General features: G+C 68.5%; 16 protein-coding genes. 4 read left to right on the top strand and 12 right to left on the bottom strand.

Features of this window, described 5'->3' with window-relative positions; translation table 11 throughout:
- The 5 genes from tgt to ABIB29_RS10640 all read right to left on the bottom strand — a co-directional run bounded on the left by tgt (position 1) and on the right by ABIB29_RS10640 (position 4,574).
- The gene (tgt, locus tag ABIB29_RS10660; RefSeq protein ID WP_354172578.1) at positions 1 to 1,299 is read right to left on the bottom strand and encodes a tRNA guanosine(34) transglycosylase Tgt; all 1,299 of its coding nucleotides are present in this window, start codon (positions 1,297 to 1,299) and stop codon (positions 1 to 3) included.
- A gap of 33 nt (positions 1,300 to 1,332) precedes the next feature.
- Entirely contained in the window at positions 1,333 to 2,058 is a 726-nt protein-coding gene (locus ABIB29_RS10655) for an SRPBCC family protein (protein WP_354172576.1), read from the bottom strand.
- Positions 2,059 to 2,106: 48 nt separating this feature from the next.
- Entirely contained in the window at positions 2,107 to 3,144 is a 1,038-nt protein-coding gene (locus tag ABIB29_RS10650; protein ID WP_354172574.1) for a DUF6707 family protein, read from the bottom strand.
- An 82-nt stretch (positions 3,145 to 3,226) separates the two neighbouring features.
- On the bottom strand, positions 3,227 to 3,766 hold the full coding sequence (locus ABIB29_RS10645) for an NUDIX hydrolase family protein (protein ID WP_354172572.1): 540 nt from the start codon (positions 3,764 to 3,766) through the stop codon (positions 3,227 to 3,229).
- Positions 3,767 to 3,809: 43 nt separating this feature from the next.
- Positions 3,810 to 4,574 (bottom strand): VOC family protein, encoded by a 765-nt coding sequence (locus tag ABIB29_RS10640; protein WP_354172570.1) that lies wholly within the window; start codon positions 4,572 to 4,574, stop codon positions 3,810 to 3,812.
- A 92-nt stretch (positions 4,575 to 4,666) separates the two neighbouring features.
- Here ABIB29_RS10640 and ABIB29_RS10635 point away from each other — a divergent pair, with 92 nt between their 5' ends.
- A complete protein-coding gene (locus ABIB29_RS10635) occupies positions 4,667 to 5,266 on the top strand; it encodes a YdeI/OmpD-associated family protein (protein ID WP_354172568.1) in 600 nt (199 codons plus the stop codon).
- A gap of 16 nt (positions 5,267 to 5,282) precedes the next feature.
- On the opposite strand, the gene ABIB29_RS10630 is transcribed toward ABIB29_RS10635, so the two are convergent.
- The 5 genes from ABIB29_RS10630 to ABIB29_RS10610 form a co-directional block, all read right to left on the bottom strand.
- The gene (locus ABIB29_RS10630; protein ID WP_354172566.1) at positions 5,283 to 7,199 is read right to left on the bottom strand and encodes a glycogen debranching N-terminal domain-containing protein; all 1,917 of its coding nucleotides are present in this window, start codon (positions 7,197 to 7,199) and stop codon (positions 5,283 to 5,285) included.
- Positions 7,200 to 7,313: 114 nt separating this feature from the next.
- On the bottom strand, positions 7,314 to 8,489 hold the full coding sequence (locus ABIB29_RS10625; protein ID WP_354172564.1) for an ABC transporter ATP-binding protein: 1,176 nt from the start codon (positions 8,487 to 8,489) through the stop codon (positions 7,314 to 7,316).
- Positions 8,486 to 10,078 (bottom strand): ABC transporter permease, encoded by a 1,593-nt coding sequence (locus ABIB29_RS10620; RefSeq protein WP_354172563.1) that lies wholly within the window; start codon positions 10,076 to 10,078, stop codon positions 8,486 to 8,488. The genes ABIB29_RS10625 and ABIB29_RS10620 overlap by 4 nt, the downstream gene beginning before the upstream one ends.
- Positions 10,079 to 10,082: 4 nt before the next feature.
- Positions 10,083 to 11,138 (bottom strand): iron ABC transporter substrate-binding protein, encoded by a 1,056-nt coding sequence (locus ABIB29_RS10615; RefSeq protein WP_354172561.1) that lies wholly within the window; start codon positions 11,136 to 11,138, stop codon positions 10,083 to 10,085.
- Positions 11,139 to 11,304: 166 nt separating this feature from the next.
- Positions 11,305 to 12,489, bottom strand: a complete 1,185-nt coding sequence (locus ABIB29_RS10610; protein WP_354172559.1) for a glycoside hydrolase family 76 protein — start codon at positions 12,487 to 12,489, stop codon at positions 11,305 to 11,307.
- 145 nt (positions 12,490 to 12,634) lie between these two features.
- On the opposite strand from ABIB29_RS10610, the gene ABIB29_RS10605 reads away from it, so the two are divergent.
- Positions 12,635 to 13,468: an SDR family NAD(P)-dependent oxidoreductase gene (locus tag ABIB29_RS10605; RefSeq protein ID WP_354172557.1), complete on the top strand. Its 834-nt coding sequence runs from the start codon at positions 12,635 to 12,637 to the stop codon at positions 13,466 to 13,468.
- Positions 13,465 to 14,691, top strand: a complete 1,227-nt coding sequence (locus ABIB29_RS10600) for an acyl-CoA dehydrogenase family protein (RefSeq protein ID WP_354172555.1) — start codon at positions 13,465 to 13,467, stop codon at positions 14,689 to 14,691. Before ABIB29_RS10605 ends, ABIB29_RS10600 begins: the two co-directional genes overlap by 4 nt.
- 10 nt (positions 14,692 to 14,701) lie before the next feature.
- Here the strand turns inward: ABIB29_RS10600 and ABIB29_RS10595 are convergent, their stop codons facing one another.
- Both ABIB29_RS10595 and ABIB29_RS10590 read right to left on the bottom strand, forming a co-directional pair.
- Complete coding sequence (locus ABIB29_RS10595; protein ID WP_354172553.1) at positions 14,702 to 15,559, bottom strand: DUF1684 domain-containing protein; 858 nt, start codon at positions 15,557 to 15,559, stop codon at positions 14,702 to 14,704.
- Positions 15,556 to 16,167, bottom strand: coding sequence for a TetR/AcrR family transcriptional regulator (locus ABIB29_RS10590; RefSeq protein WP_354172551.1), 612 nt, complete (start codon positions 16,165 to 16,167; stop codon positions 15,556 to 15,558). The genes ABIB29_RS10595 and ABIB29_RS10590 overlap by 4 nt, the downstream gene beginning before the upstream one ends.
- 148 nt (positions 16,168 to 16,315) lie before the next feature.
- Here ABIB29_RS10590 and ABIB29_RS10585 point away from each other — a divergent pair, with 148 nt between their 5' ends.
- Positions 16,316 to 16,996: an NADPH-dependent F420 reductase gene (locus tag ABIB29_RS10585; protein WP_354172550.1), complete on the top strand. Its 681-nt coding sequence runs from the start codon at positions 16,316 to 16,318 to the stop codon at positions 16,994 to 16,996.
- Positions 16,997 to 17,029: the final 33 nt, after the last annotated feature.

The raw sequence follows: 17,029 nt of genomic DNA, 5'->3' as shown, positions 1-17,029 counted from the left end.
CTAGGAGTAGTACTGCCCCAGGGTCTCGGCCTTGAACTCGAAGAAGTTGCCGGCTTCGATGGCGAGCCGGGCGTCGTCCACCATCTTCACCACGAAGCGCTCGTTGTGGATCGAGATCAGCGTGGCGGAGACCATTTCCTTGGCCTTGAACAGGTGGTGGATGTAGGCCCGGGAGTAATTCAGGCAGGCGTAGCAGTCGCAGCCTTCCTGCAGCGGGCCGAAGTCGCGCTTATACATGGCGCCGGAGAGGTTGTACCGGCCGGTGGGGTGGTAGAACGCCGAGTTCCGGGCCACCCGGGTCGGCGAGACACAGTCAAAGGTGTCCGCGCCGTTTTCGATCGCGGTGAAGATGTCGTCCGGCTCGGAGATGCCGAGGAGGTGCCGGGGCTTGTTCTCCGGCAGTTCCTCGTTGCACCAGCGCACGATCGTGCCCAGGTTCTCCTTCTCCAGGGCCCCGCCGATGCCGAAGCCGTCGAAGTTCATCGCGCCGAGGTCGCGGCAGGCCTTCCGGCGCAGGTCCTCGTACTGGGCGCCCTGGATGACCCCGAAGAGCGCCTGGTAGGGCTTGCCCGCCCGCCCGGACGTGAGCCGGAAGTGCTCGGTGATGCAGCGCTCGGCCCAGCGCCGGGTGCGCTCCAGGGATTCCTCCTGGTACCCGCGGGAGTTCTGCAGCGTGGTGAGCTCGTCGAACGCGAACATGATGTCCGCGCCGATCTGGTGCTGGACGTTCATGGAGATCTCAGGGCTGAAGCGGTGCCGGTCGCCGTTGAGGTGGCTCTTGAACCACACGCCCTCCTCGTCCACATGGGCCAGGCGCTCCTTGCCGGGGGCGACGGCGTCGTCGGGTCCCGAATTGTCCACCGATTTCATGTCGATGACCTTCTTGAACCCCGAGCCCAGGCTCATCACCTGGAACCCGCCGGAGTCCGTGAACGTGGGACCACGCCAGTTCATGAAGGCACCCAGCCCGCCGGCCTCGTCCAGGATGTCCGCGCCGGGCTGCAGGTACAGATGGTACGCGTTGGCGAGCACCGCCTGCGCGCCCAGCTCGGCGACTGACTCGGGGAGGACCGACTTAACCGTGGCCTTGGTGCCGACCGCGATGAACGCCGGGGTCTGGATCTCGCCGTGCGGTGTGGTGATGGTGCCGGTGCGCCCGAGGAACTCCCCGCCGTTGGCGCTGACCTGGGCCTCCGACGGCGAGCAGCTTTCACTCAGCCGTTTGCCCACACGGAAGGAAAACTCGGACTGCTGGGCCGGCAGGAGCGATGGCACGGGTGTTTCAGGATTGGCTGGCACCGTTCAAGTGTGCCAGCTAACAGCCGCCAACCCTTAGTGCAGCGGATCGGATGTGGGGTAGTTCTCAGCCCGCCACTTGTCCCAGTAGTTGCGGATGGACTCCAGCTGGTGCGCCCCGAGGCCATAGGTGGAGACAATGACCAGGGATCCGCCCTCGGGCCGGATGTCCTTGATGGCCGGCTGGTCCGCCACGATCACCAGGCCTTCGCCGTGTTCCGCGTAGTGGTGGACCGTGAGCCCCACCTGGTGGTTGCTGCGGAACCAGACCTTGCCGGAGACTTCCTCACCCGTCGCCAGGGTCAGAGAGCACGGTTCGCCGGGCTTGGGGACGTCGGACAGGCCCAGCTTTTCGATCGCGGACCCTTCGTTCCCGGGGACGGAGAAAAAGAAGGTCCGGCGTTTGCCGTGCGGATGCCGTTCGAGGGCGAAGCGGAGCTGCTGGATGAAGGTCAGCCAGCCCTGGGTGATGTCCTCGTCCCAGGCGGCCCACTCGGAATTGTGGTCCACCGCGGCCCGCGTGACGCTGACTTCGGTGCCGGCCGGGACCGGCTTCAACGTGAACACGTCCCCGCCGTCGACCACCAGGGACGTGTGGTCGGCGCCTTCGATGACATTGGGGCTGAAATAGATCTCATCGATCTCGGCCGCCTGGTCGTCGGCTTCCCAGCCGTGCCACTGGGCTACCTTGGCGGGCTCGCGCAGCATTGTCCAAACCTGCTGCGCGTCGGAGTTGATCACAACGCTCAGATTGTTCGTCATGGGCTGAATCTACAACGCCCGGCCGGGAGGGGGTAGGGGCCAAACGCCTCAGGAACGGACGGACTCGAGTTCGTTGCCGATCCGGCGCTCCAGTTCCGGGGCGCCGATGGTTTCCGAACCGCCGTGGGCGCGCAAAAAGAGCAGCGCCTCGAGCCGCAGAAGCCGCCATTCGCGTTCCGCATCCGGGTTCGAGTTGTCCATCGAACGGAAGATTTCCTTGTCGTACAGGTTCGGTTCGTTGAGCGAGCGCTGGCGGACCTTGGCGTTGATCCGCGCCTTGAACGGGTCCGTCTCCATGGCGTCGGGGGCGCGCAGGAATTTCTCGTACACAGCGGCGCGTTCTTCCTGGCCGAGCTGGCGGCAGATGTAGCTGGACAGGGCGAGGGAGGCTTCCACCGATGCCCAGCGGCCGCGGTTGCCGTCGAAGGGCAGCACATTGAGCAGGTCCGCAACGGCGAGGGCATTTTCGGCGTCCTTGAGGATGATGAACAGCTCCTGCGCGAGGTCGCTGAGGTCCTTGAGGCAGCTGCCGGACTTCGTGTTGATGCCCTTGGCCAGCCGTTCGCTGAGCAGCAGCACTCCCGCCGAGTTCGGGTGGGCCTCGGCCACGGCCTGCACCACGGACTCGGGCGTGCCCTCAAGGGCAGGGATCAGTGCCAGGTCCTCTTCGCTGGGGCCGCTCACCACCGGCGGAACGGGCGGCAGGGGAGGGACGACGACGGCGGGAGCGGCGCCGCTGTCGGCCTCCGCGTTCCTGTCCTGCCCTCCTGCGCTGCCCTGGCCGCTGCCCGCCTCGGCGGCCGGTTCGCTGGGTTGCGCAGCGGAGCCGGCTTCCTCAACGGTGGGTTCCCCGGCCCCGGCGGGAGCGCCAAGGATCAGGACGGTGGAGGACGCCGCGATCCTGAGTCCGCCGCCTCCCGTGAGGGTCGCCAGGACCATGGCGGGGGTGCCGAAATCGTCGGCTTCGACGTCAACGCGCTGGATTTCGGCGGAGCGGTTGCCGTCGGGCAGGAGCAGCTGGTCGCCGCTCTGCAGAGATCCAGCCTGCTGTTCGATATAGTTCGGGGCGGCCGGGGGGTGAGTCATTTGGAGTCCTTAAATTCTTTTGCGGTCCGCCCTACAGTCTACAAAGGCGCGCGCCGGAAGTCGGGGACGCAGCCGCCGTCGGTCAGTTCCCGACGCCGGCGAAGGCCAGAGCCTGGCGGATCAGGGCGCCGCGTCCGCCGCTGAATTCCAGCTGGACATCCGAGCTCATAACTTCCTGCGGGGTCATCCAGGTCAGCTCCAGCGCGTCCTGCCGCGGCGAGCATTCGCCGGTGACGGGGATGATGTAGGCCAGGGCGACGGCGTGCTGGCGGTCGTCGGTGAATCCGGTGTGGGACGGTGACGGGAAGTATTCGGCCACCGTGAACGGCACCGGGCTGATGGGCAGCTGCGGGAAGGCCATCGGGCCGAGGTCCTTCTCCATATGGCGCAGCAGGGCCGCGCGGATGGTCTCGCGGTACAACACGCGGCCGGAAACCAGGGAGCGGACCATGGTGCCGTCCTCGTCGGCCTGCAGGAGCGTGCCAACCTCATTGACAAACCCGAGCGGATCCAGCCGGACCGGGACGGCCTCGACGTAGACCATGGGCAGCCGGCCACGCGCCTCGAACAAGTCTTCGTCGGAGAGCCAGCCGGGGTTCGGGTCAGGAGTGCGAACGTTCATGGTTAAGTTCTACCCCATCCCTGCGGCTGGGGCGTGGTCGCACTCACCCTGCGGCCGGCGCCGCGGAAATCCAGAGTGGCGGATGGGCGGCGACGCCGTCGGCATCAGGGTTGGCCACGTGCAGGGTAGGAATGGCCGCTTCCTCAATCACCGCGGCCTCGTTGCCGGCCTCGCTCAGACGCTCACGGAGGACGGTCAGGTCGCCGGCGTATTCGAAGCCCAGGCCGGCACGCCCGGACCCGGTTCCCGCGCCGACCATCAGGATCCCGCCGTTCTTCGCCGTGAAGGCTTCGGCTTCGGCAGTGTCGGTGTCGGCGTCGCCGCTGCCCGGAAGCGGGCGGGGCCGGGCGCCGATGTCGCGCAACGTCCGGGTCGCCGCCACGGCGTCCTCGGAGAACCAGACGCCGACGACGGCGATGCCCGGGTCCGCTTCCGCGGACCCGCCCCAGCCGCCGTCCGCGGCGCGGGTGGCCGGGTCGGCGAGGAAACTGAACCCGTCCGCGGCCGTGATGCGGCAGGACGGGCCATGGTCCGCGTCGATGAGTTCGGCATTGGTGCCGCCTTCGGCCGCGCCGGCCTCCTTGGTCCGCCGGGCGAATTCCTTCAGGTCGCCCACCTCGACGCCGAACGAAGTGGTGCCGTCCTCAGCGGAGCCCTGCTCGACAAAATGGAGGGCGAGCCGGCCGGAGCCGGCGTCGAACTCCCGCCAGGTGGGCTCATCGACGGTCTTGACCAGGCCCAGCCCGGTGAGCAGCCGCTCCCAGGCGTCAAGGCGGGAGGTGAAGTGGATCGGGCGGACTCGCAGCATCGTTGCTCCTGGAGGTTGTGACGGGTTCCGGCTCTCAGGGATATCGTCCCACCAAATCGATGCCCGTGGTCAGTGCGGAGCAGAATGGTTCCATGGCTGCTGAACTTGAGGAACTGCTGGTGAAGGACGCCGCCGAATGGCGTGCGTGGCTGGAGCGCCACCACGCGGAGAGCCCCGGCGTGTGGCTGGTGCTGCACAAGAAAGGCGGCGCCGTGACGGAGCTGGACTATGAGGCCGCGCTGCAGGAGGCCTTGTGTTTCGGCTGGATTGACGGCCAGGGCCGGCGGCGGGATGACGAGAGTTCGTTCCAGCGGATGACCCGCCGGGGACCGAAAAGTGTGTGGTCCGCCCGGAACGTGGAGCGGATCGGCCGCCTCGAAGCCGCAGGCAGGATGGCTCCCGCCGGCCGCGACGCCGTCGACAGCGCCAAAGCGGACGGCCGCTGGGAAACGGCCTATTCCGGTGCGGCGACGGCGGAAGTGCCCGAGGACCTGGCCGCCGCCATCGCGGCCGATCCCCGGGCGCAGGCGATGTTCGACGTCCTGACTTCGGTGAACAGGTACGCCCTCATTTACCGGACCAACGGGGTCAAGCAAGCCGCCACCAGGGCGAAGAAGATCGCGGGATTCGTCGAGATGCTGGCCCGGCACGAAACGCCGTATCCGCAGAACAAACGACCGCCGGCCCCGTGACGGCGACGGCCCGTCGTTAGAACCCGACGCCCAGGGCCTGGGCGACCACCACGGCGGACGCTGAGGACCAGGCCTGCGGATGGCACGACGCCGGATAGGGCACCGCGTGGCCGGCTTCCTCGACAGTGATGCCGGCGAACAGTTCCGGCAGGCGGTGTCCGAAGGAACCGGATGCGGCGAGCAGGCCCTCGGCGATGGTCCGTGCTTCGGCGAGGAATCCTTCGGCGAGCAGCCCCCGCACCGCGATCGCGGTGTCGTGGCTCCAGACCGATCCGCAGTGGTAGCTGAACGGCCAGAATCCGGCGGCGCGCCGGGAAATGGTGTGCACGCCGTAGCCGGAGAACAGCTCGGGGCTGAGCAGACGGTCCGCCACGAGCCGGGCTTCCGAGGCGTCCAGTATTCCGGTGCCGAGCAGGTGTCCCATGTTGGAGCCCGGGATATCCAGGGGCTCGCCGTGCCCGTCGAGGGCCATCGCGGGGAAGGGGCCGTCGTCGTCCTCGACCCAAAAGCGCTCACGGAAGTTCTGTTGCAGCGCCTCGGCGAAGTCCCGCAGTGCCTGTGCCCCGGGCTCGCCGTAGGAGTCGAAGAGGTCGGCGGTGTCCACGGCGGCCTGGTAGGCGTAGCCCTGAACCTCGGAGAGAGAGATCGGGCCGTCGGCCTGCCGGCCGTCGCGGAACTGCATGGCGTCCCCGGAGTCCTTCCAGCCCTGGTTGCTGAGCCCGTGGCCGGTAGCGTCCTGGTAGCTGAGGAACCCGCTGTTCGTGCTGCCGGGCGCTCCTCCGGCGGCCAGCAGCCATTCCACCGCCCGGGCCGCACTGGGCAGGAGCGAGCGGACGGCGGCGTCGTCCAGTCCGGCCCGGCCCAGTTCGGCCAGCAGGCACAGCCACAACGGGGTGGAATCCACGGCGCCGTAGTACACCGGGGGCAGGCGCAGGCCCTGGCTCTCCAGTACGAGTTCCTTGGCCCGGAGCTCGTGCAGGATCTTGCCGGGTTCCTCGGCGGCACCCGGATCGTTCTTCGTCCCCTGGAACGCTGCCAGGGTGCGCAGCGTTCCGGCGGCGAGCCCGGCATCGAGCGGCAGGAGCAGCCGCGCCGTCCAGAGTGAATCGCGTCCGAACAGCGTGAAGTACCAGGGCGCGCCGGCGGCGGCGAACGGCGCGTCGGGCAGCGTCCGGGTAGCCAGGCGGAGGCCCGCGAGCTCATCGAGCGCGTTGTCCAGCAGCAGGCCCAGGGCGCCGGACGGCTCGGCGCGGACCCGGCGCGAGGCGGGCGGCGGCGCTGCCACCACGGCGTCCTCGCTGTCGGCCAGCACGGCCTGCCATTCCACGTCGAACGGGCGGCCGCGTCCTGCCGTGCCGCGCCAGAGGAGCCGTTCTCCGGAGGCGACGCTTCCGGGGGCGGCGACGGTCAGCGTCCGTCCGCCGTCGCGCCAGCGCAGCGTGGAATCGTCTGCGGAGAGTGGCTCGGAGGGCTCCCGGAAGCGGCTGAGCCGGATGGCGGCCATATCGGTGAAGTCCGCGGCGAGCTGGATTTCGATTTCCACGTCGAGCGACTCGAGGGACGTGCTCAGTTGCAGGGAGTGCCGGACGACGCCGGGCGTGACAGTCCAGGTCTGCAGAAGTTCGACGGCGGGGTCCTCAGTGGGCCCCGGGATGCCGCGGACCAGCCCCCGCACGCGCAGCACACCGCCGGCCTCCGCTTCCACCGTGGCGGGCTCCGGTTCGAGGCCGTTCACCCGCACCTCTGCCCGGGACAGCACCCGGGTGTCCCCGTGCAGCAGTCCGGTGAACCAGCCGCCGCCCGCGGCGCCGGAGGAGCCGGCGGCGTCCGTGGCACCGTGGCCGCTGGCGAGCCGCCCCTCGGCATCGAGCCACAACTGGGTGGGGGCGGCAACGGAGCAGTGCTGGCGGTGGAGCGCTGGCTGAACAGTCATGCGCCCCACCCTATGCCGGGAGCCGGAGCGGCTCAACGGGCCCCGCGGGGCGCTGACGTGCCGGAGCGGAGACCGGGGAAGGAACAGGACACGGACGGGCCGCTCCCGTGGGCGCTATGCCGGGGGCAGGTCTTCCACCGGGAAAGCCACTGCCTCGCCGACGACGCGGAGGCACAGTTCCGAACCCGGGCGGGCGATCGACGCGTTCCAATGCCGGATGGTGATGATTTCGCCGCCGCCGGGGTAGCGGTGGTCCGCCACGGCCCCTTCCGCGAGGACGGGCGGGACGGCGAGCTTGAGCCGCACGGTCGTTTCGGGTCCGAAGTAATCCGTATCCACCACGACGCCACGGATGGGGCCGTCCTCCGCGATCCGGATCTGTTCCGGCCGCAGCATGAGCTGGACCCGTCCCTGCGCCGGGGGCCGGCGCACAGGGATCCCGCCCAGGGAACACGTGGCGAGGGAGCCCTCCATCCAGGCGTCCAGGATGACGGCGTCGCCCAGGAATTCCGCGGTGGCGCGGTCAGCGGGGCGCGTGTAGACGATGAACGGGTTGCCGATCTGCGCCAGCCGTCCCCCGCGCATCACCGCCACCTGGTCCGCAAACGACAGCGCCTCGCCCTGGTCGTGGGTGACCAGGATGGTGGTGACACCCGCGTCCTGGAGCACCTTGCCCACCGCGCGGCGCGTGGCAACGCGCAGACCCGCGTCCAAGGCGGAGAAGGGCTCGTCCAGCAGCATCAGTTCCGGCTCGCGGGCGAGGGCGCGGGCCAGCGCAACCCGCTGCTGCTGCCCGCCGGAGAGCTGATGCGGCCGCCGCTTGGCCATGGCAGAGTCCAGGGAGACCATTTCCAGCAGTTCGGCCACCCGGGACTTCACGCCGCGGTGCCCGCCGGGGAGCTTGGCGGCGTCGAGGCCGAAGGAGATGTTCTGCCCGACGCTCAGATGCGGGAAGAGGGCGCCGTCCTGCGCGACGTAGCCCACGTGGCGTTTGTGTGCGGGCACCCAGACGCCGTCGCCGGCCACCTTGGCGCCGTTGAGTGAGATGCTCCCGGTGTCCGGGTGTTCAAAACCGGCGATCAGCCGCAGCAGCGTGGTCTTGCCGGACCCCGAGGGGCCCACGATCGCCGTCGTGCCGCCCCTGGCCACCGAGAGATTAACACCCATCAGGACGGCCTGGGAGCCGAAGTTCTTGGTGACGGCGTCGATTTGCAGGTGGCTGTTGGTGCTGGGGGCCACGGACGCGGCAATCCGCGGTTCCGGGAGCCGGGAGGGGCTGTTCTGGGTCACTGTCCCGCTGCTTTCTTGGACTGCTGGAAGAGGAGGTAGGTCATTGGCGCCGAAATCAGGATCATCAGCAGGGCGTACGGGGCGGCGCCGGCGTAGTCGATTTCGCTGCTCTTGCTCCAGAACTCGGTGGCGAGCGTCCGGGTGCCGTTGGGGGAGAGCAGCAGTGTTGCGGTCAGTTCGTTCACGATTGCCAGGAACACCAGCGCTGCACCACCCGCGGCGGCCGGGGCGGTGAGCCGCAGCGTGACCCGGAGGAAGGCCAGCAGCGGCGGCTTGCCGAGCGCCTGGGCAGCCTCGTCGAGTTCCTTCGGAGCCTGGGCGAGGCCGGAACGGATGTTGACCAGGGCGCGCGGCAGGAACAGCAGCACGTAGGCCGCGACCAGCAGCGCCGAGGTCTGGTACAGGGTGGGCGCCGCCTTGATGCTGACCGTCACGAAAGCCAGGCCCACCACAATGCCCGGCATGGAACTGGTGATGTAGTTGGACAGCTCCAGGGCCTTGCTGAACCAGCTGGGGTGCCGTACGGCCAGGTACGCCATCGGGAACGCGACGACCGTGGTGGCCAGGGCGCCGGCGAGGCCGTACATCAGGGTCTGCAACAGGGCGGGCAGGAACTCGTCGGCGGCCCAGATGTCCGGCCCGCCGGCGAAGATCCAGCGCAGCACGAAAGTCAGGGGCAGCCCGAAAGCCAGCGCGGTGAGCGCGACCAGGAACAGCTGGGCCGGGAGCTGGTAGGTACGCAGCGGAAGGCGCAGGGCGCGGGCCTGGGCGCCGGAGCCGATCTTGGCGTACCGGGCACTGCCGCGGCTGCGCACCTCAACCAGCAGCAGGATCAGGCACAGGAACACGAGCACACTGGCCAGCATGTTCCCGGCGGTGCCGTTGAACGTGGACTGGTACTGCACCATGATCGCGGTGGTAAAGGTGTCGAAACGGATCATCGCGAAGGCGCCGTACTCCGCCAGCAGGTGCAGGGAGACGAGCAGCGCCCCACCGGTCATCGCGATCCGCAGCTGCGGCAGCACCACACGGAAAAAGGTGCGCCACGCGCCGAGGCCCAGGGACGCGGCGGACTGTTCAATGGCCGGGTCCAGCCGGCTGAGCGTTGCGGCGGCCGGGATGTAGACGAGCGGGAAATACGACAGCGTCGCGATCAGCACGCCGGACCACAGGCCCTCGAGCGACGGTATCGCGGAAACCCAGGCGTAGCTGTTGACGAAGGCCGGGATGGCCAGGGGGGCCGCGAGCAGCACGGCCCACCACTTGTGCCCTTTGAGCTGGGTGCGTTCCACCAGCCACGCCCCGCCCACCCCGAGAATGAGGCACAGCGGCACGGTGACCAGCATGAGCAGCACGGTGTTGAGCAGCAGCTCGCCGACGCGTGCCCGGAAGATCAGGTCCACGGCGGTGTCCCACCCGGTGGCTGCCGTCATGACGATGACGTAGCCCAGCGGAATCAGCGCGAAGAGGGCGATCAGGACCGCCAGGACCGCTACAACAGAAACGCCGAAAGGCGGGCGGGGGCTCTTGCCCCTGCCCGCCGTCGTCGTGCCCCCGGAGGTTCCGGGAGCCGCCAGCTTGGTTGTCACGCGGTTAGAGCAGTCCTGCCTTGGTCATCAGCTCGGAAGCCTTGGCGGAGTTCAGCTTGGCCGGATCCACCGTGGGTGCCTGCAGTTCCGTCAGCGGGACGAGCTTCTCGTTGGCCGGGACATCGGAGGCGATGGCGTACTCGAAGGAGGTGCCCTTCTGCAGGACTTCCTGGCCCTTCTTGCCGGTGATGAACTTGACGAAGGCCTGGGCGGCCGCCGCGTTCTTCGAGGAATTCAGCACGCCGCCGCCGGAGACGGACACAAACGCGCCCGGATCCTGGTTCTTGAAGTAGTACGGGGTGACGTTCTTGGAGTTCTCGCCGGTCTTGGCCTGGTCGCCGTAGTAGTAGTAGTGGTAGATCAGGGCGGCGTCGACCTCACCGGCGTTGACTGCCTTCATGGCCGTGCTGTTGCCCTTGTAGGGCTTGGAGTTTTCCTTCATGCCCTTCAGCCATTCCTCGGTGGCGGCTTCGCCCTTGAGTTCCAGCAGGGCGGCGACGATTGCCTGGAAGTCGGCACCGGACGGCGATGCAGCCCACTTGCCCTTCCACTCCGGCTTGGCCAGGTCGAGCATGGACGTGGGCAGCTGGTCTTCGCTCAGCTTGGCCTTGTCGTACACCAGCACGGTGGAACGGGCTGCGATGCCGGTCCACTTGTTGGTGGAGGGACGGTATTCGGCGGGCACCTGGTCGATGGTGGCCTGGTCGACGTCGGCGAACAGGCCGGCGTTCTCCACCTGCGCCATGGCCGGGGAGTTTTCGGTGAGGAAGACGTCGGCCGGGGAGGCCTGGCCTTCCTGGATGATCTGGTTGGACATCTCGGTGTCGGAACCCTGGCGCATGGTGACCTTGATGCCGGTCTCCGCGGTGAAGGCGTCCACCCATTCCTGGGTCAGGGACTCATGCTGGGCGTTGTAGACCGTGATTTCACCGGAAGTCTTGCCGTCAGCGGCGGCGCTGCTGCTGGGTGCGGTGGAGGTACCGGAGCCACAGGCGGACAGGCCGAGCGCGGCGGTGGCGGCAAGTGCGATACCTGCCAGCGCGTTGTTGCGGATCTTCATGGGGCTGCTTTCTGCAAGGAAGGTCTTGGGAACCCTAGCCCCCTGTGAGCGGGGGAAGTTAGGGCATGCTCACTAGGAAAAACTGTAGGTTAGCCAAACCTAAGCAACCAAGCTGAGGGAGCCTTAAGTGACAAGGATCACATCAATTACGTAACTATTGCGTGACTTAATTGCCGGCGATCGAAGCGGCGGCTTCCAATGCCATCCAGGCCTGCAGCTGGGTGGATAGGTCGACGGCGGCGCCCGCCGGGTAGGTCTGCAGCGCCGGCCGTTCGGGGTGGGTGGAGAACAGGATCCGGCCGCCCTTCCGGGCTAGCGGGTCTCCGGGCGGCAGGAGGCGGCGGCCCGCCCAGAACGCCTCGGCGGTGTCGTTGACGAGCGTCGCTGCCGTCGCCCGGGTCCCGGCGGGAAGCCGCCCATCGGTGGCGGCGAGGGCCAGGTACCGGACGAGGATGCCGGTGAACAGGCCGCCGTCGCCGGTGCCCTCGCAGCGCAGTACCAGCGCGCTGCCGGCCGTCAAAGGTGCGGGGAGGGTGAGGCTGTGCGCCACCGACGCGACAAGACGGGCTGCCCGGGCCAGGTTTGCCTCGCCGCCGAGTTCCAGCAGCGCGCCCAGGACCGGGCCCTGGTTGTAGGTGTAGATGGCGCTTTCCAGGACCACGTCACCGCCGGGGGCGATCCGGAGGCCGTCCCGGTACAGGCCCTGCTCGGGGTCAAGCAGCCGGGCCTCCAGCCAGTCCAGCAGTGCCTGCGCCTTGGCCGCCTGGCCGGTGCGCGCGTAATAAAGAGCCACCGGCGCCGTGGCCGGGGTGTTCTTGAAATCCCGTTTCTTGCTCCAGAAGGTCCCGCCGCCCAGGTCGTCCGTGGAAGCCGAATCGAACTGCAGCGTGAGGCTCTTCAGGACCTTGGCGTTGCGGCGGCGTCCGGCCTCCTTGCGGCTGTCCCTGGCGAGGGTCTCCAGCCGCAGCGTGGACAGCGCCAGCCAGGCCATGTCGTCGTAGTAGTTGTTAACGACGGTGAGGAAGTTGCGGAGCCGGATCCCGGTGACCAGCCGGGAGGCGAGCCGGCCTGCGCTGGGCCGGTCCCCGCCGTCGAAACGCTTTCCGGGCCGGCCGTCCGTGCCGAGTTCGCGGCGCCCGGTGTCCACGAGGCAGTCCACGTAATGCGCCTGCCACCAGTAGTGCCAGGGCCGGGCCAGGTTCTTGAGCCGGCCCGAGGGCCGGACGATCGCGGCGATGTGGGTTCCCGGCAGGAAAAAGAGCCGCTGCCCGAACAGCCTGGTTACCGAGCGGGCAGCTTCGTCGGCCCGGAAAGACCAGTTGGGGGCGGTGGGGTTGTCAGCCGGGATCATGGTGCCAGCCTAGTAGCGGCAGGGGAAAGGTGCGGAATGCCCGCATTCCAGTTAACATTCACTAACTAATGTTCGCGGTAAGCGCGTGACGCTGCACACAGTGTCGCGACGGACTCGGGCTCCGGTTCCACATCAAGGAGGATGCATGGACATCAAAGGTACAGTTGCGCTGATTACGGGCGGAGCCTCCGGTCTGGGTGCTGCGACGGCGCGGCGCCTGTTCGACGCCGGCGCCTCGGTGGTCCTGGTGGACCTGCCAGGCTCCGCCGGCGCCGACTTCGCCGCCGGGCTGAATGCCCGGAGCAATGTCCAGGTGCAGGCCCCCGGGGCCGGAACCCCGGCGGAGCCGGCCCACCGGGCAGTCTTCGTTCCCGCCGACGTCACCAGCGAAGTCGAGGTGCAGGCCGCCGTCGACGCCGCCGTCGCCCTCGGTCCGCTGCGGATCGTGGTCAACTGTGCCGGCATCGCCACCCCCGGCAAAGTCCTGGGCCGGGACGGCGTGCTGCCGCTGCAAAACTTCAACCGGGTCATCCAGATCAACCTCGTGGGCACCTTCAACGTCATCCGCCTTGCGGCGGCCGCGATGGCGGCCACCGAGCCGGCCGCGACCGAGCTCGGCGGGCCGGAGCGCGGCGTCATCATCAACACCGCCTCTGTGGCCGCGTTTGACGGCCAGATCGGCCAGCCGGCCTACGCCGCCTCCAAGGGGGCGGTGCACGCAATGACGCTGCCGATCGCCCGTGAACTGGCGCGCTCGCTGATCCGCGTGGTGACCATCGCGCCGGGTATCTTCGAGACGCCGATGATGGCCGGGCTGCCGCAGGAGGCCCAGGACTCCCTCGGTGCGCAGGTGCCGCACCCCTCCCGGCTGGGCCGGCCGGCCGAGTACGCAAACCTCGCGGCGCACATCGTGGAAAACGCCATGCTCAACGGCGAGACCATCCGCCTCGACGGCGCCATCCGGATGGGGCCGAAATGACGCAGGCCAGGCTCGCCCCTTCCCCCGCTGCCGCGGAATCCGTCGCGGGGCTGCCGACCGCCGACTTCTTCGACTTCGAGTCGATGCTCAACCCCCGTGAGCAGGCAAAGCTGGCCGAACTTCGGGAGTTCCTGGCCCGCGAGGTGGCTCCGTTCGCCGGCGAGTGGTGGAACGAGGCCGAGTTCCCCGCGCAGATCCTGCCCAAACTCGCGGCCCTGGAGCTCAGCGCCCCGGCCCAGCGCGGCTACAGCAACCTGTTTGCCGGGCTGGTCATTGCCGAGATGACCCGGGTGGACACCTCGCTGGCGACGTTCTTCCTGGTCCACCACGACCTCTTTGTCGAATCGCTCTACGGCTTCGGATCCGAGGAGCAAAAGGCGCGCCTGCTCGACGACGCCGCCAGCCTCCGGACCACCGGAGCGTTCGCGCTGACCGAACCGGAACATGGCTCCGACGTGGCCGGCGGCATGGAGACCGTGGCCCGGCGTGTCCCCGGCGGGGCGCCCGGCGGCGGGGACAGCTGGGTGCTCAACGGCGCCAAGCGCTGGATCGGCAACGGGACGTTCTGCGACTACCTGCTCGTCTGGGCCCGTGACGAGGCCGACGGCAGCATCCGCGGCTTCATCGTGGACGCGACCCTTCCGGGCGTGAGCCGGAGCAGGATCGAGAACAAGATCGCGCTGCGCACGGTGCAGAACGCGGACATCGTCTTCCGGAACGTGCAGGTGGCCGAGTCAGACCGCTTCGCCGGGATCAGCAGCTTCGAGGACACCAATGAACTGCTGCGCGGCTCACGGATCATGGTCGCCTGGCAGGGTGTCGGCCAGCAGCTGGCGGCGTTCGATGTCGCCCGGCAGTACGCCGTCGAACGCCAGCAGTTCGGGCGGCCGCTGGCGAAATTCCAGCTGGTCCAGCAGCAGCTGGTCACGATGCTCGGCAATTCCGTGGCAAGCATGGGCATGATGGTCCGGATCGCGCAGCTGCAGGACCAGGGCGCCGCGGACATGCCGCAGGTGGCGCTGGCGAAGTCCTATGTCAGCGCCCGGATGCGCGAGACCGTGGGGATGGGCCGGTCCCTGCTCGGCGGCAACGGGATCGTCACCGACTACCGGATGGCCAAGATCTTCGCCGACGCCGAGGCGATTTACACCTACGAGGGCTCGTTCGAGATCAACACGCTGATCGTGGGCCGGGCCGTGACCGGGATCTCCGCGATCGTCTGACCGCGGTTGCCTAGAACAGCGCGGGCTCTTTCTCGCCGGCCTCGATCCGGTAGTCCAGGCTGTTGTTCTTCACCGGCATGGGGCAGGTGCCGTACGGGGTGAAGGCGCTCGGGTAGTTGATCGCGCGGTTGAAGTCCAGGATCACTGTGCGGTTTCCCTGCGAATCGACGCGGGGCCGGGCGGTGGAAACCTTCCGCCACTCAGCAGTTGCTTGTCCCGGCGCGGCTGCTCCGTTGGTCTCGTCGTGGAATGTGACCGTCAGCGCGCCGAGCTTTTCCTCTTCGGCCTGCAGGTGGAACTCGTGGTCCTTGCCGGGGAGCCGGAACACCAGTTCGCCGGCGGACCGGTGGATCCCGTCGACCAGGGGGTTGGCGGTGCCGATCGGGACGTCGACGGGCTCCGGGTAGGGGCGGAAGCTGGCCTCGACCACCAGGTCCGGCCGGTAGTCGAAGGTGGGAACGCCGTCGAACCCGGTGAACACCGGCGACTCCGAATCCCGGGTGCGGAGGGCGTACTTGTCGGCGCGCATGGCGAGTTCCACCACAACCTGGCGGCCGTCCCTGCCGCCGTACTGGACCCACCACAGCGATTCCTCATTGGCCAGCGCCGCGCTGATGGTGCCGTCCACTGGCTCGCCGGTCTCCACGAGGGTCAGTCCCTCGTCCGCGGAGGCGGTGAGGAGCGCCGTCGCGCCGTCCGTGGACCAGCGCCCGGGGATCAGCTCGACGGCGCCCGGCCGGCCCTCCAGCCACTGGAAGGAGGTCAGGGTCAGCCAGCCGAACTCGCTGGCCAGGGCCGCGTTGCGGCTGTTCCGGAAGCGCTGCCAGCGGGCGAGCTGGGCATCAGGATCGGGCTGCGGCATGTTCATGGGTTCCTCCCGAGGCTTGCGGACACAAGTTGTGCTGCGGTGTGGCGGGCGGCGATGGCGGCCGCCGGGTCGGCGTCGAGCACCCCGCTGGCCAGTCCGCCGTCGAGGACCAGGGTCAGGCTGCGGGCGAGCTGGTCCGGATCCGGGGCGCCGGCCTGGACGGCCAGGTCACGGATCCAGGCCCTGACGTGTTCCTTGTGCGTCACCGTCCGTTCGTGGATACGGGTTCCGGACGCTGACTCGGCGGCGGCGTTGATGAAGGCGCAGCCGCGGTAGCCGTCGCGGCGGCAGGCGCTGGCCAGGGCGTCGAACAGCCCGACGAGCTGGGCCGCGGGATCAGGTCCGGCGGCTTCCGCCGCGGCGTGGAGCTGCCCGGTCCAGACGCCGTCAACCTTCTCCAGGTAGGCCAGGATCAGGTCATCCTTGGCGGGAAAGTATTTGTAGAACGTGGCCTTCGCGACGCCGGACTCGGCGATGATCGTATCGATGCCGGCGGCCCGGAGCCCCTGGGCGTAGAAGAGCCGGAAGGCCGTGGCGAGGATTTTGTCCCGGGCGTGCCCGGCAGACGGGCGGACGGCCTGTGGTGTCCTGGCGGCGGTCGGGGTCATGGCTCCATGGTACACAGACAAGTCTGTCTATGGTTGTCCTAGACAGGTCTGTCTGGTAGCTTCCTGCTTAGGGGTAGACGGTATTGTCTACCCCTGGATGTCCTGAATCCGGCCATCCAGAACTGAACCATCCGGAACTGAGGACGCCATGAAGATTGCTGTACTGGGAACTGGAACCGTTGGCCCCACGATCGCCGGGGCACTGTCCGCGCTCGGGCATGACGTCGTGATCGGCACGCGCGATCCGAAGGCGACCCTTTCCCGGACCGAACCCGGCGCGATGGGCGGCCCACCCTTTGCCGTCTGGCACGCGGCGCACAGCCGGATCGACGTCGCCACGTTCACGGAGGCCGCCGCCCGCGCGGACCTGATTATTAACGCCACCAACGGCGCAGGCTCCCTCCAGGCGCTCACCGCGGCCGGGGCTGCAAATCTGGCCGGCAAGGTGCTCATGGACATCGCGAACCCGCTGGACTTCTCCCACGGGTTTCCGCCGTCGCTGAACCCGGTGAACACCGACAGCCTCGCTGAGCAGCTCCAGCGGGCCTTCCCGGAAGCCAGGGTGGTCAAGACGCTCAACACGATGACCGCCAGCGTCATGGTGGACCCGGCGAGCGTGGCCGGGGGCGACCACACCGTCTTCGTTTCCGGAAACGACGCCGCCGCCAAGGAAACCGTGACCGGGCTGCTCGCGGGCTTCGGGCACCGCGACATCATCGACCTGGGCGACATCACCACCGCCCGCGGCGCCGAAATGGTCCTGCCGATCTGGCTGCGGGTCTGGGGTGCGCTGGGCACCGGGGCGTTCAACTTCAAAATCGCCCGGTAGGCGGCCTGACACTATCTGAGACGGATTCCCTGC

The organism is Arthrobacter sp. UYEF36, from assembly GCF_040547025.1.
In the GTDB taxonomy this organism is placed as follows: domain Bacteria; phylum Actinomycetota; class Actinomycetes; order Actinomycetales; family Micrococcaceae; genus Arthrobacter.
This window is presented reverse-complemented; position numbering and strand designations above follow the sequence as displayed.

What these genes read in the sequence shown, in the direction of transcription:
- ABIB29_RS10650 (WP_354172574.1), bottom strand. Translation starts at nt 3,144, where the DNA reads ATGACTCACCCCCCGGCCGCCCCGAACTATATCGAACAGCAGGCTGGA.
- ABIB29_RS10645 (WP_354172572.1), bottom strand. Translation starts at nt 3,766, where the DNA reads ATGAACGTTCGCACTCCTGACCCGAACCCCGGCTGGCTCTCCGACGAA.
- ABIB29_RS10595 (WP_354172553.1), bottom strand. Translation starts at nt 15,559, where the DNA reads ATGAACATGCCGCAGCCCGATCCTGATGCCCAGCTCGCCCGCTGGCAG.
- ABIB29_RS10605 (WP_354172557.1), top strand. Translation starts at nt 12,635, where the DNA reads ATGGACATCAAAGGTACAGTTGCGCTGATTACGGGCGGAGCCTCCGGT.
- ABIB29_RS10635 (WP_354172568.1), top strand. Translation starts at nt 4,667, where the DNA reads ATGGCTGCTGAACTTGAGGAACTGCTGGTGAAGGACGCCGCCGAATGG.
- ABIB29_RS10655 (WP_354172576.1), bottom strand. Translation starts at nt 2,058, where the DNA reads ATGACGAACAATCTGAGCGTTGTGATCAACTCCGACGCGCAGCAGGTT.
- ABIB29_RS10585 (WP_354172550.1), top strand. Translation starts at nt 16,316, where the DNA reads ATGAAGATTGCTGTACTGGGAACTGGAACCGTTGGCCCCACGATCGCC.
- ABIB29_RS10630 (WP_354172566.1), bottom strand. Translation starts at nt 7,199, where the DNA reads ATGACTGTTCAGCCAGCGCTCCACCGCCAGCACTGCTCCGTTGCCGCC.
- ABIB29_RS10610 (WP_354172559.1), bottom strand. Translation starts at nt 12,489, where the DNA reads ATGATCCCGGCTGACAACCCCACCGCCCCCAACTGGTCTTTCCGGGCC.
- ABIB29_RS10590 (WP_354172551.1), bottom strand. Translation starts at nt 16,167, where the DNA reads ATGACCCCGACCGCCGCCAGGACACCACAGGCCGTCCGCCCGTCTGCC.
- ABIB29_RS10600 (WP_354172555.1), top strand. Translation starts at nt 13,465, where the DNA reads ATGACGCAGGCCAGGCTCGCCCCTTCCCCCGCTGCCGCGGAATCCGTC.
- ABIB29_RS10640 (WP_354172570.1), bottom strand. Translation starts at nt 4,574, where the DNA reads ATGCTGCGAGTCCGCCCGATCCACTTCACCTCCCGCCTTGACGCCTGG.
- ABIB29_RS10615 (WP_354172561.1), bottom strand. Translation starts at nt 11,138, where the DNA reads ATGAAGATCCGCAACAACGCGCTGGCAGGTATCGCACTTGCCGCCACC.